The organism is Flavobacterium johnsoniae, from assembly GCF_001879205.1.
GTDB classification, from domain to species: domain Bacteria; phylum Bacteroidota; class Bacteroidia; order Flavobacteriales; family Flavobacteriaceae; genus Flavobacterium; species Flavobacterium johnsoniae_A.
This window is the reverse complement of the sequence record NZ_MLFK01000005.1, coordinates 563,895-578,075: the sequence shown is the minus strand read 5'-3', so window position 1 is coordinate 578,075 and position 14,181 is coordinate 563,895. Positions and strand designations below refer to the sequence as shown.

The window sequence follows — 14,181 nt, the reverse complement described above, 5'->3', positions numbered from 1 at the left end:
AAAAGAGCATTAAATGAAAAAAATATATTCATGGATTATTGACAAATGGCTAGCTGGGTTTATAACAGCAAGTGTCTTTTTTATTCTGAAACTATATATCGAATTACCCGAAAATTTAAAATCTAATTTTTTAAATTTCAAATGGTTAAAGGAAATTTTTAATATGCAAATTCCCTTATATTTTGCAATTTTAATCGTGTTTTTTCTAATCATCATTACTCGTTTTGAAAAATCAAGATTAAAAATTAAATATACTTCGCCAAAAACAAACAAAAATGATACTCCATATAATCATTATAAAAATTATAAAAGTGATATTTTTGGAATAAAGAAATCAAAATGGAGCTGGGATTATAAATGGTTATCTCATAGGCAATCATTTGAAATTACTGATTTAAAACCAAACTGTCCGGTTTGCGATACTACAATGGACTTAGATGACTATAATTATCAATTAGCAGATTGTCATAAATGCAGATTAGATGGAAAAAAATATACTTTCCGAATCAGCGAAAACATTAGTGATATATCTAAAGAAATTATTCGAAAAATAAAAAAAGACGAAGTTTTAGCATAAATACATTTAACTTTTTCTACTTCCATCTACTTCATTGTCACCTTGACAAAAGAAGATTCCCAACATCACCAACAGGTTGTCAAACTATGAAAAAATCGCGGAAATCACTCTGGAATTTTTGTCGGTTTGCTGTTTTCGTTTTCTCCTTTCGTCAAAATGAAATGATTCTTCTACTTAAACAATATCCAAATAAGGATCCAGAACTTCTGCCAATCTATTGAGCCAATAAAAATTATCTTCGACTTTCGATAATTCAGATTCTACTGTTTCACATCCTCGCATGGAGCATAACGAAAGAATATAATTTACCTCTCGTATTGTTTTCGCCATATCTTTTGGATCGATAACATCAACAAAAAAAACTTTTAATCTATTTTCAATTTCATTCGAAAGGATCCCTGTAGTCATTATCTTATTTTTTGATCAAATATAATGATAATTGACACAAATATGTGTCAAAACAAAAAATAATTGTTATGACTTTTGAAATATGAATATTTCAGAAGAAACTTTTATCTCAAATCTTGGCATTCACATAAGGCAGCTACGTGAAAAGAAAGGCTTATCACAACAAGCTTTAGCTGATGATTGCGAAATTACAAGAAATCAAATTGGGAGAATTGAGAGAGCTGAAATAAATACTGGCATAAAAACTTTAATAAGAATATCAAATGCTTTAGATATTGACCTTAAAGAGTTGCTTGATTTTCCTTTGAAATAATAATCCGAGTAAAGCAAATTTCACCAATCTTCAATGATTACAACCAAAAAATTTCAACTTACAAAAAAAGAATATTTCATGTTCCTTGTTAGACTTGAATTAAAAAGACGAGGATGGTTATTTGCTTTTATGTGGGTGTTTTCTGCTTTCGTTCTTTTTATTGGAAAGAAAGATTCTTTTAGCGTTTTTATTATAGTTGTGGGGTTTATGTATCTTCTTCTTAAGATTTATAAATATTGGCTTTTTGCCAATTCAAAAGACAATAAGGTTATTTTCTACGAAAGACAACATGAAATATTCTCAGATAGAATCAATTCTGGAATGGGAAAAATATCTAAGAGTACAATTCCAGTGCAAAATTTCATAAAAGTTTTTGAACTAAAAGATCTTTATCTTTTATACATTTCAAAAGGTCAAACTATATTCCTTCCAAAACGAATTTTTGAAACTCCAGAAGATGAAAATTGGTTTAGAAATGAAATTTTTTTGAAGATAAAGAACAGATAAATTTTGGCTAAAGCCTTTTTCCCTTTCAAACATAAAAAAACCTCCAGCTAAAGCAGGAGGCAATTCATATTACTTATTTCTTAAAAGTCTAGTTTGTCATTTCGATCCCGAAGTCTCGGGATCGAAATGACAAAAAATGCGGAAAAACTTTACGCATCTGCTCCGATACCTATCGGAATTGCGGGAGTAAAATCCTCCAAAGCTTAGCAATTCATAAATTTTTCAAATTATTTTATGTTTTAATCTTTAAATATTCTTATTTTTAAAACACCAAAAACCTAATTCTCAATATTTTGCTTGTTTTTAAATTTTAAAAAACATTTAGAACACATGAGGAAATACAAATTACTAGTCATTCTTTTAGGAATTATTGGCGTTTTTTACATTGCAAGAACAATCCGGACTTTTACCGTTAAACACAAAGCTCAAACTTTAGAATCGGAACATTTTATTATCTCCTATGATGGAATTTACAAAAGTGAGGCTGAAAAATTAAGCGAACATCTGGAGAACAATTATGCTCCAATAAGAGAAAATCTAAAAGATGTAAAACACAAGTTGATAAAGGTTTTTGTTTACGATTCACAATACAAATTCAATACTGCTACCGGCCTAAAAGAAAACACTAAAGGCACTAGCCGCGGTCCAAATGAATTTCATTTTATCTGGACAAATTGGTTTAATTCTATTTTCCCAGACGATCCGCTCAAAACGGCACTTCACGAATTTACGCATTGCATTCAACTCAATATATTAATTAACAAAGCAAAAGAAACGATTATCACACAAGACCGACTTACTTTTGAAAAAGAGTTTGATAAAAAATTTGGAACCGAATATCCACGCTGGCTTTGGGAATCGATTAGTATTTTTGAAGCAAAAGAAGTAAATACCTTAAGCGTAAAATATGCCAAAAGCAAAAATCTTACTTTAGAAGAGCTAAATAACAGCAATCAGATTTATAATATTGGTTATACCATTATTGAATATGTTACTTCAAAATGGGGAAAAGACATTGTCCCTCAATTGATTTCGTCGTTTGGCGATATTGAAAAAACATTAAAAATAACTCCCGAAGAATTTGAAAAAGGCTGGATTGCTTTTTTGGAGAAGAAGTATTAAAAAACTTTGCGCCTTCTCGACTTTGCGAGAGATTCATAAGTTTAATACTTTAAAATTAATCTCGCAAAGACGCAGAGGCGCAAAGTTTACTTTTTACAAATTACTTTTTATCTAAAAGCTCAAGGATCTTATCTACATTCACTTCACTATAATCATTAATATAAAAATCACATATCGGAAGTTGTTCTTTTGTATGGGTGCTTAAAACGCCAACGACTTTCATTCCGGCATTTAATCCTGCTGTAACGCCCGAAAATGAATCTTCGAAAACCACACAATCAGACGGAGAAACGCCAACACGCTCTGCCGATTTTAAATAAACTTCCGGATTTGGTTTATGAAAAGTTACGTCTTCGCTGGACATCATCGAATCCATTTTTTGGTCGAGTTTCAGGAAATTGGCAATTAAATCTAAATTGGCGCGCGGTGCTGATGTTGCAACAGCCGTTTTGAATCCGTGAGATTTTAATTCGCTCAAAAAATCCATATAATGCGGAATCGTTTCTACTTTGTCTTTATAAATTTCACGGAACATTCCTTCTTTTTCGTCTTCTAGTTTCAGCAGTTCTTCTCCCTCAATGGGGCGCTTGAAGAAATGCGTCATGATATAACTATTGTGTTTTCCGTACATATGTTCTTCGAATTCTTCATTCGTATACGGAATTTTATATTTATTGAAAAACTCTTCGAATGCTACGACATGATGCGGATTGGTGTGGCAGATTACGCCGTCCATATCGAAAATTACACATTTTTGGTTCATAATTGTTTTGTTGTTTTTTTAAAGGTTGCAAGATAGGGCAATAAAGGGTTATTTCACAGAGATTCGCGGAGGTTTTTCGCAGAGATTCGCTAAGAGTTTTTTTGAATGTCGCGAAGGCGCAGAGACGCGAAGTTTTAATTTTAAGTAATGATTACAAGTACTGTTTGTCATTTCGAGGAACGAGACTCGAGCGACAGCGAACTGGCGTAGCAAATCTCCGCAAGTAGCTCTACAAAGATTAGACTTTCGTTGCGGAGTTACTTGCGGAGATTTCTCTCCCGAAGTCTCGGGATCGAAATGACATAAAATGCGGAAGAAACCTGAAACCTGAAACTTGAAACTTGAAACAAAAAAACTTCAGCCAATCCAAATCTTACTTTTAACCAAAGTCATTGTTTGTCTTAAATGCTGATTACAAGCAATCAAAATAATCAAAACCACTAAACCATAACCTACAATCGTATAAATCTCCATATCGGCCAATAAAGTGGCTTGTTTAGCAACTGTTCCGAAGACTTTTTTCAGCGCTAAAGTATTCGCATTATCTGCAGAATATCCTTTTGCCATAAAACTTTGCGCAGTTGCAGTTATGGTTTGCTGTGCTTCAGGATTTTCGCCTGTTACGAATTGGCTTAATTTTAAAAAGTGTTTTTTGTTTAAAAATACAACAGCATTCTGCATCACGCAAAAACCAATTGTACTCCCCCAAAAACGCCCCGAAACTCCAACAATCCCCGAAGAGACCGCCATATTTGCAGGAACCGATGATGTGGTAAATAAGATGAGCGGAACAAATAAAAACCCAACACCGATTCCTTGCAAAATATACGGAACGATAATATCTGACAAAGCTACATCGGGCACAAAAAGAAACGTAAACCAAAAATGAAACAACGCAATAAGCGAAAATCCAATCATAAAAATGATTTTAGTAGAAACCGATTTCATCAGGAAATAAGCCGCTAAAATAAGCCCGATTACATTTCCTAGTCCGTTAATATATTGCACGCCCGCCACACGTGACGGATCCCAATTCCAGATTGAAAACATCGCCGAATGGCAAAGACTCAGCGTTGCCCTGCTGATATAGAAAAGAAAAAACAATAAAAATCCAATTCGGAGATTGGCGTATTTAAAGACTTCAAAATCAAAAGTCGGTCTTTTTACTAAAAGTTCTTTAAAAATAAACAATCCTCCCGTGATGAGCGCAATCATAAGCATTACAACCATGTGCGAAGACTCAAACCAGTACTTTTTCTCGGCATAAACAAAAAAGTAAGCACCGCAAAGAATTGCAGTTAAAACCAAAAAATAACTCATCCAGTCGATTTGATACAACGGAATTTTCTTTGTGATTCGGTGCCCACGAAAAGTAACTAAGATTAAAAAGACATTCAAAACCTGCAAGCCGCCCGAAACATACAGCATGTATTTCCAATCGTAATGATCCAGAAACCAAACCGCAATATTCATAATAAATGGCGTCGACAATAACAGCGAACCGTAGTAAAACGAAAAACCAATTATAATGGCATTTTTAGAATTAAACTGCTCAATTAACAATTGTCTGATTGTAATTACCGGAAGCGCCATTAAGATTCCCTCGGCAATTCTCAGCATTAAAAAAAGGTAAAAATTGGTAATATAGGCCGATGAAACAATCGTAATCCCGATTAAGGAATACACCGCCATCAGGTAATTTTTTGCAGGGAAAAAACTCGAAAACCGGCTTTCAATTAAAATTGTGGCAAGCAGAGTTCCGTACGTAACGCACATCGCAAACTGCAGATCTTCTGGCTCGATGTCCAGAAAACTTGCTGCGTAGGTTACGTTTGAAGTATAAACTCCCAATAAAATCATGGAATGCAAAAGACAGACAAACAAAATAATAATGATTGCCCATTTTGGAACCCAGGATTTAAAAATACTTTTATCTTCCATTTTAGTGTGCCGCGATCACGGTGATATTCATTCCCGCTCTTAAAAAATCGGTTAGTTTGTCGGTATCTTTTAACTGAATTCGAACCGGAATTCTTTGTTCGATTTTCACGAAGTTTCCTGTTGCATTATCCGGAGGAAGCAGCGAAAATCTTGCCCCGCTCGCTGGTGATAAAGAAGCAATTGTACCAACGAAAGTTTTGTCGCTCAAAGCATCGGCTTTTATTTCAACTTCCTGCCCAACGGTTAAATACTGCAATTGCGTTTCTTTAAAATTGGCGGTAATCCATTTTTCTTTACTTACGATTGAAAGCAGTGACTGCCCTTCTTTTACCAATTGCCCCGGCTGTAAAGTTCGTTTTCCAACCCAGCCGTCGTAAGGTGCTGTAATGATCGTGTACGAAAGAAATAATGCCGCATTATCTGCAACAGCTTGTTTGGATGCAATATTAGTCTGCGTTGTCGGAACATTCGCCTCAGCTACAGAAGTACTCAAAGTTGCGGAATGAATTCTATTTTTCATTTCCTGAAAATGCGCCTGCGCCGATTCATAATCTGCCTTAACTTTTTCTAATTGCTGAGACGTTGTAGCTTCATCTTTTACCAAAGCCTGATATCTTTCGTATTCTAATTTTGTTTTCCAAAGATTCGATTTGGCAGCGTCTAATTGCGATTCGTTAATTGCTGTCGCGCTTGCTGTATTTATCGCATTTTTCTCTGCAACAACACTGTTTTGCTTTGCATTTTGAACATCGGCAAGAGCCACATTCAATTTTGATTGGTATTCTCTGTTGTCAATCACCACCAAAGTATCGCCTTTATGTACAAATTGATTTTCGTTAAAACGAACTTCCTGCACATAACCTGTAATTCTGGACATAATTGGCGTTACATATTGCTCTACCTGAGCATCGTTGGTTTCTTCGTGATTTCTGTTAAATACATAAAACCAAATTCCCAAAATAACCCCGCTTACTACAAGGGCACATGCAATAACTGTTATAAGTATATGAAACGTCTTGTTTCTTCTAGTTTCATTTTTTATCTTAACCATAAACTCTATATCTTTTCTAGTCTATTTTCTATTATCTACTTTTAAATCTGACCTCTTGCTTCAAAAAATTAAATCTCGTTAGGCAGGATCCCTGCGGTATGAAGCAGTTCGTAATGTTTTAGAACCGCATCCAATCTGGTAGAAATTTTGTTGTATTTCGCCTGAAGCAAAGCATTATCGGCATCGACCATTTCGGTTATTAAAACTAACTGATTTAAGTATTTCAGCTTTACAATTCGGTAGTTTTCATTGGCTAAATCCAAGGCTTTGTCGACCACCACAAATTTTTCAAGGATTTCCTGATATTGAGTATGCTCTTTATACAGTTTGTCCTGAATTTCATCTTTAATGATTTCAGACTGCATTTGCTGCCATTCGATTTTTTTATTCGCCTGCTCTACTTTGGTTTTGTTTTTATACAAAGCCGAAATATCAAAACGCGCTTCAATACCCACTTGTCCTAAAGTGTACAAATACGGATTTGGCGGAAAAAATTTGTAGTTAGGATAATAAAAACCATAATTCCCGAAGAAGTTTACCGTTGGCAGATAATTTCCTTTCACCAACTGCAATTCTGTTTTTTTGATGTTTAATTCCTGGCTTGCAATACGCATTTCTTCGTTTTGCAAAGCTTTATTCATATAAAAATCATACGGATCCAATCCATTCAATTCATCAAGAGTAGCCGTTGTGTCGATCGAGATTTCTTCGTTTTCCGGAAACTGAATTAAAGTTTTCAGATCGTGAAGTGCGATTTTTATGTTTTTGGAATTTGTAAGCGCACTTAATTCACGATCCGAAAGCTGCAATTCGGCACGAATGACTTCATTTTTAGTCACCGTCCCATGTTTTTGGAGTGACTGTACTTCTTTTAATCGGCTTTTTTCTTCTTTGATGTTTTCTTCAAAAATCTTTTGAAGTTCCATCATTTTATAAATCGACAGATAATTGGCCACCACTTCGAGCTCAATATCATTTTCGGTTTTTTCGGTTTTTATTTTAGCAATTTCACTTTCCTGGCTGGCAATTTTGATGGCATTATTAATCTTATTTCCAGCATAAATTGGCATTTTAAAAGTCGAATTCACCTCATAAATTTCAGGAATTGCCTTAGTAACTTCTTTGTCTTTAAGAAAACCGCTTCCTTTGAATTCCGTTATATTGGTAATTCGTGAATACATACCGTTTAACTCAATGTCTGGTAGTCGGAGTTCTTTCGTTTCTTTGATGTTTTGCTCCGAGAGCGTAATCTCTAATTGAGATCTAAGGATTTTTCTGTTGTTTTCTTTAGCCAGTTTCACGGCTTCTTTTAATGAAACCGAATGAATTTCCTGTGCTTGCAAGCTGTCAAATGCTATTACAATTAGAAATAACAGCAGGATTTTGAGAAAACAATCGTCTGTAGAATTTGTTGTTTTAAGGAACATGAATACATAAATATTTTATGCTGCAAAGTTCCTTCATTTTTACGATGACTGATAATTCTAAAAAGTCAATAACGTATTCATTTCGGACAAACGTTAAAATCTTGTTTTTCGAAAACGTTATATTAAAATACTGACAAACAATTTATTACAAAATTAATTTGGTTTGTGGTATTTCATGCAGATTTGAAAAGATTTTGGCAGATTTGCACGGTTTTTAGTTTTGAATCTGTAGATTAGGCAATACTTAATACATAGAAACATAGATTTTTTTATTTGTTTAAGAATAAAATAAATGACATATCATTTACACACAGCACTATGTGTGTTAATGCAAGTGAAACGCCTTTTAACTGCAAACTAAACTATGATTCTATGTGTTAAAAACTCATCTGCAAAATCTGCGTGAAATAAAAAACTACAGAATATCTTCACCATTTAAGTAATCGGAAGGTCTTTGTCCTAAAATCTTGAAAAACGTATTGCTAAAAGTCGGGACACTGCTATAACCCACTTCTAGCGCCACCTCTTTTACAGAAAGTTTTCTTTCTAATAAAAGTTCAATTGCTTTTAAGATTCTGCGAATGGTATAATATTGAATAAAAGACATTTTAAGATCTTTTTGAAACAAGCGGTATAAAGAGCGTTCGCTGTAACCAAATTCATGGGCAACATCAGCAAACAGAATCGTTTCTCCGAGATTATTCTCAATATAACGAAGGATTTTACTAAGTCGTTTGTCTTTTGGCTGCGGTAATTCTAACGGAAGATTGTTAGTGCAAATTTGTGGCAGAATTGCTTTTATTGCTTTGGCGATGGCAAAGTTTGGCGTTCCTTTTTTAAGATCGCCATTCCATCGATTGGTAAAAAGCATCATTTGCAGCAATAAATTATTGACAGGATAAATACCTTCAACCTGATAAAATTCATCTTCATTTTTTTCAACCGGAAAATACAAATTTCGCATTGTAACACTTTCAGATTTTGGTTCAATGCTATGCTCAACCCCACTCGGAATCCAGATAAAATGTCTTGCCGGCAAAAAATAGGTTTTCGTTTCCGTCGTTACAAAAACTACATCACCTTCGGCATAGAGCATTTGCGCTTTATTGTGTCTATGTGGAGGCACAAACAATTCACCCATCAAATCGTGGTGGCAGTAAATGCTTTTTTTATCAGCATCTACTTTCTTGATGTAATACTTATCTAGTTTCTGACCGGAGTGTTCCATTCGTTTTAATACAGCGCATTTGTGATATTAAAGATAAGAAGAAATTAAATTGCAAAATCTGAAATTCCAAATTCCAATTCCATAACGTTTGTCATTAAATCAGAGTGAATAATACAAAAATTTGCGGTTAAAAATATAAACAAAAAAAATGCCTTTCCGTTAAGAAAAGGCATTTTTAAATTTAAGCGGTCTGGACGGGACTCGAACCCGCGACCCCATGCGTGACAGGCATGTATTCTAACCAACTGAACTACCAAACCTCTGCGTTATTGCGGTTGCAAAGATAGTACAGAATTTCATTTCTGCAAGTGTTTTTGTAAAAAAAATGAAATAAATTTTTAAATATTTATGCAAAGTTTTGTTTTTCAACCAAATATGTAGTCAATATTTTTTCAAAATTGTCGCCTACATTTACCGGAACGTACTTAATTTGGTTCTTCGCACACGTTAAAGCCAAATTTTTAAAATAGGCTTCTGCCCTTTTTTCATATTCTACTTTTACATTATCGGCAAAAATCGAAACTTCTTCGCCCGATTCTAAGTCGATAAACTTTCTGGGGGTATTATCAAAATCAAATTTAAGCTCTGTTTCGTGATCTACGACATGAAACAAAACCACTTTGTGTTTGTTGTGTTTTAAATGCTGCAAGGCGCTAAAAAGTTTTTCATCGTCTTCGGACTGAAACATATCTGTAAACAGAATAATCATCGAACGGCGATGCATTTTTTCTGCTATTTGATGTAAATACGTAATCGTATCGGTTGTTTTTTTAACTTTTGGCTGAACCAATAATTCTTCCAGTTTATTCAACAACATTCTATGATGACGGTCGCTTCCTTTTTCGGGAGCGTAATATTCGTATTTATCTGAGAAAACGCTTAAACCAACGGCATCACGCTGTTTCTTTAAAATATTCATTAAAACTGCCGAAGCCAAAACTGCAAAACCAATCTTTTTTTCATAAAAAGGCTGATTCGATTTGAGTTCAGGATAATGCATGGATGATGAATTATCGACAATAAGATGACAGCGTAAATTGGTTTCTTCCTCAAAACGTTTCGTGTACAAACGATCGGTTTTGGCAAATAATTTCCAGTCGATGTGTTTGGTGCTTTCGCCGGCGTTATACACTTTATGCTCTGCAAATTCAGCCGAAAATCCATGAAACGGACTCTTGTGCATTCCGGATATAAAACCTTCTACAACCTGATTTGCCAGCATTTCGAGATGCTGAAAACTGGAGACTTTCTCTATTTCCGATTCAATTTTCATTCGGTTTCTTTTTTAATATTTTGTGCTTTATAAAGCAAATCTGTCGATTGAAACAATTTACGCTTCAAGATCGGACTAAAATTAGGGTTTTCTTTTAAGAATCGCTGTACCTCATCAAAAGCAAATTTCGAAGAATACTTTCCAACCGTATTATCCAGCCAGTCTTTCGGAAAGAAAATATCTCCGGTACGCTGAATTTCATCAACCAAATCTAATGAAAATCTAATATACTTTTGCGCACTTTCCTGACGAAGCGGATGATGAATATTACTCAATCCAACCGAAACCCACGATTCTTTTTCGCGGTTTTTATCATCTTTTAAAGATTCCATAAACGCATTTCGAACCAATTCGTCTTTTGAAAGTGAAGGAAGCAGGAACTCAAAACGTTTTTGTTTATCTGGATTTGTGATCGTTGTTCTGGTTTTCTCTAAAATTTCATCGGCTTTTTCATGTTTAAAAATCGCCAGATTCATCGCCATATTGGTGTAATCATCTTCGTTCAATTTCAAATTCGGAATTACGATTTCTTTATTCCAAATCTGATATAATCTGGCTTTCGCCGAATCAGAATACGCAACAGAACTGAATAAGCCGAATAAAGTCTTTTTTATATTGGCAGATAAATTAGCCTGCAAACGCTGGTACAGAACATCTTCGAGCTGTTCCTGAACTTTATTTTGCTGTTTTGAGGTAAAAAATCTCCAGTAAATCGTATTTAAACTATTTGAGGCAACTCTCAAAACCAATTCATTTTCTTCCGTCTGAATTCCTTTAAAAAAACAATTAAAAGCTGCATCTGGCGGAACATTTCCAAGCAACGTATTTTCATAAAGATTGCTGTAACCCGAAGCTCTTGCAACCTCATCTTTTAATGTAAAGATATAATCTAAATTATTCCCGTCAAGCGGAAAAACGCCGTATCCAAAACCGTTATAATTGTAAACAACGGCAAGCGGTTTTTCAAGTCCGACAGCTTCTTTTAAAACCAGAGTTTTATCTGTAATATTTACGGTTAAAACTTTTATCTCATCAGCATAAACTAAACCAATCTGAAAAACCTGAGACCAAATATTGCTTGACTGGTCTTCTGCTTTTTGCTGAATTTCGAATTTCTTGATTTTGTTTTTAGAATTGTATTCAATCTTATCCGTAAAAATGGCCCTTCCGGATTTATTGACCCAGACTTCGCTCCATTTTTTCATGTCGAGCGGTGTTTCGTCGTCCAGAATTTCTACCAGATTATTCCAGTCAGCATTGTCATTGGCGTATTTTTGAATATATTTTTCGATTCCTTTCTGGAAAGCTTCTTTTCCCATCGAAGCTTCTAACTGACGCATCATAATTGGGGCTTTGTTGTAAATAATGGCCCCGTAAAGCGATCCGGCATCTTTTAAATTGGCCAGATGCTGTTTAATCGGATGCGTACCCAAAGATCGGTCTTCCGCGAAAGCGCTGGAATAATGTGCCGTAAAAAACTGCAGGTTATGATTAACTTTCGGGAAAATTGGGTTCATGATTTTATCGGCCATGAAATTGGCAAAAACCTCTTTCATCCAAACATCGTCGAACCATTTCATCGTAACCAAATCGCCAAACCACATGTGTGACGTTTCGTGCGCGATGAGTTTGGCGCGGTTTAATTTTTCACTGTCCGTTGCGCTGTTGTCCAGAAACAAACTTGATTCTCTATACTGAATCGCTCCTACATGTTCCATCCCGCCGTATTGAAAAACAGGAATCGAAGCAAAATCCAGTTTTTGAAATGGAAATCTGCAATTAGTATATTTTTCCAGAAAATCTAAGGATTGCTGATGGAGCTTAAAAATTGTATCGGTACTTACTTGTATTTTTTCGGGATTATTTTCGCGATACAACATCGTCATTTCTAACTTGCCCGTTTCTTTCTTCACGCTTTTGAATTCTCCTGTTACAAAAGAAAATAAATAGGTGCTCATTTTATCTGATTTGCCAAATCCCCAAACCATAAAATCAACACCATCAATCACCATTTCATGTACTCCTGTAACCGGAGCAGCAGCTAAAACCTTCCATCCTTTGGGAACTTGTAAAGCCATAGTATAAGCTGCCTTAATATCTGGCTGATCCAGGCAGGGAAACAAGGTACTTGCGCGATCCGGAACTAATAATGTGTACAAAAAGTCATCGTTTCTATTTAAAGATAAATTCCCTGCAATGAAGGAAATCTCTACCTGGTTTTTTCCTAAAATTAAATCTTCAGGAGAGATAATAATATGCCCCTTTTCATGAACAATTACTGTGCTTTTTGAATTTACTTTTATAGATTTTATATTTGATGTTTTCTCCTTAAAATCTAAATATAACGGCTGACTTAAATCTGATATAATTAATTTCAGATTCATTCTGGTATTAATATCTTCTGTCTTTTTATAGGGAATTTCAAAATACAAATCATATTGAACTTCTGAAATCTGTTTTTTACGAAAGTGGGCCAATTGCTCTGATACTCCCTCTTCTAAAATCACATTTTCTTTTTCTTTTGATTGAGAAAAACCAATTGTCATCAATAAAACAGAACAAAGAAAGGTGTATAGAATTTTCATTTTTAAAGGAATATAAGATTCGTTAAAAATAGAAAAAAACTTGGGCTTTAAAAAGCTTGCTAGGAATTCATGAATTATTTCAATCCTTAACTGTAGAATAAATTCGTGAATTGCGTCTAAAAAAATTACACAAAAAAGGTTTGATGATCAATCAAACCTTTTTCACTACTAATTCAAACTATCCAAAAATAAAATTATTCTGTTTGTTGAAATTTAAACGTAATATCTCCTGCATAATAGGTATTACGGGCATTGGTTGGAAAAAGAGTTTCTGCCGCAGTACTTGAGATATAGGCGTACCCCGTAATTACGATATTTCCTGCTGTAATAGGATACGTTGCTGCAGATCCGTCAGTCTTTGTTCTGTTAATCCAGTCGTCGCTGTTTACAGTAAAAAAGTATTCTTTGTCTTTTGTTAAGGCAATTGGCGAAATGGCTTTTTCAACAGTTACGTTTGCTGTGGCTACATTTATAGTTTCAGATTTAATCACTGTTTTTGTTGCAGCGTCCCATAACGTAATGCGCAGTGTTGGGTTTGTATCTGGGATTTTAACAATTAAAGAGTTGATTTTTCCGGTAACTTTTGGTTTAAAACTAAAACCGTATTCATAAATTCCTGAATTTTTTACATCAACCGCTTTTTGACTAAATCCTGTTCCTGCCATATAAGCATCCAGCGGATTTTCTTCTGCATATTTTATTCCGTTGTCATTATTATCGTCGTCGCTGCTGCAAGAAACAGTAAAAATGGCTGCTGCAAAAAGGGTAAAAAGTGTCTTTAAAGATTTCATAATTATTTGATTTTAAAATTTAATTAAATGGTTAGTTTTTAATTCAATAACATTATTTTTGTAAAACTCAGAAGACCGTAAATGCTATTTATTTTTAATCTTCTGATTGAATTACAAGACAAATTTGCAGCAATAAAACCGCGGTAAAAACAACCAATAGACAAACAACATTTTAAATAGACAGACGACATAAAA

General features: G+C 34.4%; 13 protein-coding genes and 1 tRNA gene. 4 read left to right on the top strand and 10 right to left on the bottom strand.

The window, feature by feature from the left end; genetic code table 11:
* The first annotated feature begins 13 nt into the window (after positions 1–13).
* On the top strand, positions 14–577 hold the full coding sequence (locus BKM63_RS07770) for a hypothetical protein (protein WP_071636042.1): 564 nt from the start codon (positions 14–16) through the stop codon (positions 575–577).
* 174 nt (positions 578–751) lie between these two features.
* Here BKM63_RS07770 and BKM63_RS07765 read toward each other — a convergent pair whose 3' ends face one another.
* Complete coding sequence (locus BKM63_RS07765; RefSeq protein ID WP_071636041.1) at positions 752–985, bottom strand: hypothetical protein; 234 nt, start codon at positions 983–985, stop codon at positions 752–754.
* An 82-nt stretch (positions 986–1,067) separates the two neighbouring features.
* Here BKM63_RS07765 and BKM63_RS07760 point away from each other — a divergent pair, with 82 nt between their 5' ends.
* The 3 genes from BKM63_RS07760 to BKM63_RS07750 all read left to right on the top strand — a co-directional run bounded on the left by BKM63_RS07760 (position 1,068) and on the right by BKM63_RS07750 (position 2,927).
* Positions 1,068–1,298 carry a helix-turn-helix domain-containing protein gene (locus tag BKM63_RS07760; RefSeq protein ID WP_071636040.1) on the top strand — a complete coding sequence of 77 codons (231 nt, stop codon included), beginning with the start codon at positions 1,068–1,070 and terminating at the stop codon, positions 1,296–1,298.
* A 78-nt stretch (positions 1,299–1,376) separates the two neighbouring features.
* Positions 1,377–1,805: a YcxB family protein gene (locus BKM63_RS07755; protein ID WP_165608762.1), complete on the top strand. Its 429-nt coding sequence runs from the start codon at positions 1,377–1,379 to the stop codon at positions 1,803–1,805.
* A gap of 330 nt (positions 1,806–2,135) precedes the next feature.
* Positions 2,136–2,927: a DUF6055 domain-containing protein gene (locus tag BKM63_RS07750; protein WP_071636038.1), complete on the top strand. Its 792-nt coding sequence runs from the start codon at positions 2,136–2,138 to the stop codon at positions 2,925–2,927.
* 100 nt (positions 2,928–3,027) lie between these two features.
* Here the strand turns inward: BKM63_RS07750 and BKM63_RS07745 are convergent, their stop codons facing one another.
* From BKM63_RS07745 to BKM63_RS07705, 9 genes are all read right to left on the bottom strand, one after another.
* Positions 3,028–3,690, bottom strand: coding sequence for an HAD family hydrolase (locus BKM63_RS07745; RefSeq protein WP_071636037.1), 663 nt, complete (start codon positions 3,688–3,690; stop codon positions 3,028–3,030).
* Between the two features lie 357 nt (positions 3,691–4,047).
* Positions 4,048–5,631 carry an MFS transporter gene (locus tag BKM63_RS07740; protein ID WP_071636036.1) on the bottom strand — a complete coding sequence of 528 codons (1,584 nt, stop codon included), beginning with the start codon at positions 5,629–5,631 and terminating at the stop codon, positions 4,048–4,050.
* Between the two features lies 1 nt (position 5,632).
* Positions 5,633–6,682 (bottom strand): HlyD family secretion protein, encoded by a 1,050-nt coding sequence (locus BKM63_RS07735; RefSeq protein ID WP_071636035.1) that lies wholly within the window; start codon positions 6,680–6,682, stop codon positions 5,633–5,635.
* A 68-nt stretch (positions 6,683–6,750) separates the two neighbouring features.
* Entirely contained in the window at positions 6,751–8,109 is a 1,359-nt protein-coding gene (locus BKM63_RS07730; protein ID WP_071636034.1) for a TolC family protein, read from the bottom strand.
* Between the two features lie 415 nt (positions 8,110–8,524).
* Positions 8,525–9,337, bottom strand: a complete 813-nt coding sequence (locus BKM63_RS07725) for a helix-turn-helix transcriptional regulator (RefSeq protein ID WP_071636033.1) — start codon at positions 9,335–9,337, stop codon at positions 8,525–8,527.
* A 186-nt stretch (positions 9,338–9,523) separates the two neighbouring features.
* A tRNA-Asp gene (locus BKM63_RS07720) sits at positions 9,524–9,597 on the bottom strand.
* Between the two features lie 86 nt (positions 9,598–9,683).
* The gene (locus BKM63_RS07715; protein WP_071636032.1) at positions 9,684–10,610 is read right to left on the bottom strand and encodes a DUF58 domain-containing protein; all 927 of its coding nucleotides are present in this window, start codon (positions 10,608–10,610) and stop codon (positions 9,684–9,686) included.
* Complete coding sequence (locus tag BKM63_RS07710; protein ID WP_071636031.1) at positions 10,607–13,195, bottom strand: M1 family aminopeptidase; 2,589 nt, start codon at positions 13,193–13,195, stop codon at positions 10,607–10,609. The genes BKM63_RS07715 and BKM63_RS07710 overlap by 4 nt, the downstream gene beginning before the upstream one ends.
* Before the next feature lie 194 nt (positions 13,196–13,389).
* Positions 13,390–13,986, bottom strand: coding sequence for a DUF4082 domain-containing protein (locus tag BKM63_RS07705; RefSeq protein WP_071636030.1), 597 nt, complete (start codon positions 13,984–13,986; stop codon positions 13,390–13,392).
* Between the last annotated feature and the right edge of the window lie 195 nt (positions 13,987–14,181).

What these genes read in the sequence shown, in the direction of transcription:
- BKM63_RS07755 (WP_165608762.1), top strand. Translation starts at nt 1,377, where the DNA reads ATGTTCCTTGTTAGACTTGAATTAAAAAGACGAGGATGGTTATTTGCT.
- BKM63_RS07735 (WP_071636035.1), bottom strand. Translation starts at nt 6,682, where the DNA reads ATGGTTAAGATAAAAAATGAAACTAGAAGAAACAAGACGTTTCATATA.
- BKM63_RS07715 (WP_071636032.1), bottom strand. Translation starts at nt 10,610, where the DNA reads ATGAAAATTGAATCGGAAATAGAGAAAGTCTCCAGTTTTCAGCATCTC.
- BKM63_RS07740 (WP_071636036.1), bottom strand. Translation starts at nt 5,631, where the DNA reads ATGGAAGATAAAAGTATTTTTAAATCCTGGGTTCCAAAATGGGCAATC.
- BKM63_RS07745 (WP_071636037.1), bottom strand. Translation starts at nt 3,690, where the DNA reads ATGAACCAAAAATGTGTAATTTTCGATATGGACGGCGTAATCTGCCAC.
- BKM63_RS07730 (WP_071636034.1), bottom strand. Translation starts at nt 8,109, where the DNA reads ATGTTCCTTAAAACAACAAATTCTACAGACGATTGTTTTCTCAAAATC.
- BKM63_RS07710 (WP_071636031.1), bottom strand. Translation starts at nt 13,195, where the DNA reads ATGAAAATTCTATACACCTTTCTTTGTTCTGTTTTATTGATGACAATT.
- BKM63_RS07725 (WP_071636033.1), bottom strand. Translation starts at nt 9,337, where the DNA reads ATGGAACACTCCGGTCAGAAACTAGATAAGTATTACATCAAGAAAGTA.
- BKM63_RS07770 (WP_071636042.1), top strand. Translation starts at nt 14, where the DNA reads ATGAAAAAAATATATTCATGGATTATTGACAAATGGCTAGCTGGGTTT.
- BKM63_RS07750 (WP_071636038.1), top strand. Translation starts at nt 2,136, where the DNA reads ATGAGGAAATACAAATTACTAGTCATTCTTTTAGGAATTATTGGCGTT.
- BKM63_RS07760 (WP_071636040.1), top strand. Translation starts at nt 1,068, where the DNA reads ATGAATATTTCAGAAGAAACTTTTATCTCAAATCTTGGCATTCACATA.
- BKM63_RS07705 (WP_071636030.1), bottom strand. Translation starts at nt 13,986, where the DNA reads ATGAAATCTTTAAAGACACTTTTTACCCTTTTTGCAGCAGCCATTTTT.
- BKM63_RS07765 (WP_071636041.1), bottom strand. Translation starts at nt 985, where the DNA reads ATGACTACAGGGATCCTTTCGAATGAAATTGAAAATAGATTAAAAGTT.